At 40.2% G+C, this 3,962-nt stretch carries 3 protein-coding genes; 2 read left to right on the top strand and 1 reads right to left on the bottom strand.

The window, feature by feature from the left end:
• Positions 1 to 104: 104 nt before the first annotated feature.
• Positions 105 to 1,574: a tRNA guanosine(15) transglycosylase TgtA gene (tgtA, locus tag J2746_RS14555; protein WP_209622796.1), complete on the bottom strand. Its 1,470-nt coding sequence runs from the start codon at positions 1,572 to 1,574 to the stop codon at positions 105 to 107.
• 133 nt (positions 1,575 to 1,707) lie between these two features.
• Between tgtA and J2746_RS14550 the strand changes: the two genes are divergently transcribed.
• Positions 1,708 to 3,165 carry a TrkH family potassium uptake protein gene (locus tag J2746_RS14550; RefSeq protein WP_209622793.1) on the top strand — a complete coding sequence of 486 codons (1,458 nt, stop codon included), beginning with the start codon at positions 1,708 to 1,710 and terminating at the stop codon, positions 3,163 to 3,165.
• Positions 3,162 to 3,821: a potassium channel family protein gene (locus J2746_RS14545; protein ID WP_209622790.1), complete on the top strand. Its 660-nt coding sequence runs from the start codon at positions 3,162 to 3,164 to the stop codon at positions 3,819 to 3,821. Before J2746_RS14550 ends, J2746_RS14545 begins: the two co-directional genes overlap by 4 nt.
• The last annotated feature ends 141 nt before the right edge of the window (positions 3,822 to 3,962 follow it).

The following is a 3,962-nucleotide window of genomic DNA, read 5'->3' as shown; positions in this document are numbered from 1 at the left end:
AGTGTTTGATACTGTTTTTTGATTGGTTTATGACGCTTTCATCCCCTACCTGTCGCTACGTTCCGAGGAAGGGGACTTCTCGCTTTTGAGTTAAAGGTTTAAAATTAATTGCTTTTTGGCGGAACAACTGTAACATTATCCATTACATCAAGTTTCTCTACCAAAGGATGTTCAAAACTTTCTTTCATAAAGAAGGTATAGGTTGCCTCAGGATTCATTTCCACAAGCTTGATGGTGTTCTTATATGCAATTTCAAGTGCTTCATAATCAGGTGTTCTTACTACCTCTGCATTAAATGGATAAACCTCTGCCAGATCCTGTGGATAAGAGCCGAATGGCGGTTTGAACATCATGACAGTATCGTATTCCTTGTCTTTTTTTGTGGGATATGCTCTTATGAGCACTGAACCTTTTATTGTGAGCCTTTCAAGTTGTTTGTTGAAACGAAGAACCTCAGGCCTCTTTGCAGATTCCGGTCCGCAGTAGAAGAAAGTGGATTTAGAAGATGGATCACACTCTTCCAGCCATGAGGAATAATTAGTCATTTGCTTCAGAGCTTCCAGCATCCTTGGGTGTGAACGGCAACGTTGTTCAACTAGTTCCAGAAGGTTGCCTTCCCAGATAGACTGCTTTACCTCACGCATTTCCTCAAATGTAACATAGAGGTTGTGCCTTGCAAGAAGTTCAGTGCAGTTGTGTGCTTTTTTCAGTTCTTCCGCTGTGTGAGCCATACACACAGGGCAGGAACATGGGAGATGCTTCAGTTTATCTACATGATAAGTGCCTCTTGCGGTGATGTAGCGTCTGTCCTTTGCATAAAGTGCATAGGCCGCAGAGTCGAAGAGGTCGCATCCCAGTGCTACAGCAAGTGCGAACATCATTGGGTGACCGGCACCGAATAAGTGGACTGGTGCTACAGGGTCCAGACCTTTTTTGGCTGAAGCGATTACATCCACAAGATCAGCATAACGGTAAGATTCCATAAGTGGAACTACAGCACCGAATGGATAAACATCAAACCCAACATCTGAAAGTTCACGTGCACATTCTTCACGGAGATCTTTGTAAGTGGCGCCCTGTACCGGCCCTGCAAGAAGCATGCCACCTTCTTTTACAAGTCCTCTTGCCTCCTTGAGGCGCTCTATTGTGATGTCCATATCTTCCTTTGCTTTCTCATAAGTGACATCAGGATGGGTAGGAATATCCAGAGGAACACCGATGTCAGTTCCTATTCTTTGCTGGAAATCAATGATCTCCTCATTTGTTACTTCCACTTCACCGTAAACTGAAAGCTGGAATGAACCGGAATCAGTCATTATCGGTCCATCGTAATCGAGTAATGCATGTAAACCGTCTTTGAGAGCTTTTTCCCTTAACTCGTCTTTACGGTAGATAATATAAGAATTTGTGATAAGGATCTCAGCACCAAACTCCTTCATTTCTGAAGGTTTTATGGTCTGAATATTTGGATTTATAACAGGCATCACAGTAGGAGTTTCCACCACCCCATGTGGCGTTGTCAGTTTACCGATGCGCCCTGCTGCATCCTTATGTGTTATATCGAATTGTGACATGAGCTTCTAGATGAGGTTAAGATATATTTAAGCTTCCTCTGAGAAGGGGTTTGAAATAATAAACCAGAAATTGAATAGAAGTAATTCAGAACTTACTATATAATTTATAATGATTCAGACATCATTATACTATATGTACGAACTGCATACCCCTGTTGACATCAAGGCTGTAGCTAAGTACATGGGATATTATCTCATAGCTTTTTCATTCGTCCTTGTAGTTCCGATGCTTGTTGCTATAATATTTCATAATTTAGAAGCAGCTGCATATTATGGGGGTAGTGCAGCCACTATTTTCATAGTGGGATCTTTTATTTACAGGACTTTACCTGATTATGACCTTGAAACAAAGGAAGCACTCATTATTGTGGCTCTGGTCTTTCCGATATCTGCATTCTTAAGTTCCATACCTATGTCACTGTCAACAGGTATGCCGTTGTTTGATGCTTATTTTGAAAGCGTATCTGCAGTTACAACGACCGGACTCAGCGTTGCTCCTACAGATGCAGGACCTGTTTTCCTTTTTGCACGCTCCTGGGGACAATGGGTTGGAGGAATTGGAATAATTCTTGTAGTTCTTTCTGTCCTCATAAGTCCTGGAACTACAGCATATAGGATATACAAAGCCAACTACGGGGACATGAAGATAAAACCGACAGTTGTAGCAACCACACGCACCCTTGGCAAAGTATACATTATCATCACGTTAGTCTCAATAATATTACTACTTCTAAGTGGAATGTCGTTTTTTGATTCAATATGTCATGCTTTCTGCTGCGTATCAACCGGAGGTTTCTCAACACAAACTGCCAGCATTGGTGCATATCAAGGAGATCTGATACCTGCTGCTATTAGCATATCATGTCTTCTTGGAGCTATCAGTTTTGTACTGTACCCATATCTGTTGGAAAAACCTGAGAAGTTTATCAGGAACAAGGAACTTAAATTATTCCTGGCACTAATCGTGTTTAGCTCACTTGTATTTGCTTTTACGTTATCAAAAGAAAGCTTTGGATACGCAATTATAAAAGACAATCTATTCCAGATCATATCTGCAATCACAACTGCTGGGTTTTCAACTTTTGACCTGTCCATTCTTTCTGAAGCATCAAAAGCAGTGCTGATATTCATAATGTGGATTGGTGGGAGTATGGGATCAACTGCTGGAGGGATTAAGGTTTTCAGAGTGCTTTTGCTTTTTAAGGTCGTACATAACGTGCTTCTCAGATTGTTCCTCCCAAGAGAAACTATCACTCCTATGAAGATAGAAGAACATGTGATTCAAAGCGAAGAGATATACAATCTAGTGACATTCATGCTGCTTTACACGCTGATACTTGTAGCTTCATCGTTCATATTCATGCTTTATGGCTTTGATACCAGCAGTTCTGTTTTTGAAGCATCAAGTGCTCTGAGCACTGTCGGACTTTCTGCAGGAGTAACCAATGCTGCAATGCCAGCAGTGCTAAAAGCAGTGCTTATTATAGATATGTTGTTTGGCAGAATTGAAATTGTACCATTGATATTGTTGTTCATGCCGGGAACATGGATTAAAAGAAAAAAGAACAATAAGAGGATTGTGAAAACATGAGAGTTATCGTTGTGGGTGCTGGCTCACTGGGAATCTACCTGACGAAGAACATGATAGACCAGGGAAAAGAAGTCATACTTATCGAAAAGGATGAAGCAATAGCTAAAGAGCTTGCTGAAACTCTGGATTGTACTGTGATTAATGCGGAAGGTACAAGGCCAGATATTTTGGAAAAGGCAGACCTTCCAAGTGCAGATGCAATTGTTGCATGTACCAGTAATGACCAGAACAATATCCTTATTGGGTTGATAGCAAGAGACTCAAAGGTCGGTAAGATCATCCTGAAGATAGAAGATAAACAATTCATGGATGTTGCCAACAAACTTGGATTTTATTATGTGATAAACCCTTCAAGCATTTCATCCAGATATATAGCAGATGTACTTAGAGGTATTAACACCATAGAGCTGAGTAACCTGGTACGTTCCGATGTAAGATTTATGGGGATTGTGGTAACTGAAAGTGTTATTGATAAAAGATTATCTGAAATAACATTACCAGAAGATAGTTCATTTGTTGGTGTCTACCGAAAGAATGACTTTATCCTTACGGAAAAAGACCCTAAACTCAGGGAAAAGGATGAAGTTATTATTGTTACAAAAGCAGATTTTATTTCTGATGTAAATGGAGCAATGGGTAGAAATATCGAAGATTAACTTACATAAAAATATAGAGTTGCTACTGTTAGTTTAAAATTGTTAGTTAGAAAAAGAAGTTGTTAGATCATGTGTGAGTGAGCTGGCAGCGATCCATATTTCCCAAAGACTCTCGTACTTAAGTACAGTATGGAACGCTGG

Source organism: Methanolobus bombayensis, assembly GCF_017873415.1.
In the GTDB taxonomy this organism is placed as follows: Archaea; Halobacteriota; Methanosarcinia; order Methanosarcinales; family Methanosarcinaceae; genus Methanolobus; species Methanolobus bombayensis.
The sequence above is the reverse complement of the archived record's forward strand: the minus strand, read 5'-3'. Positions and strand labels throughout refer to the sequence as shown.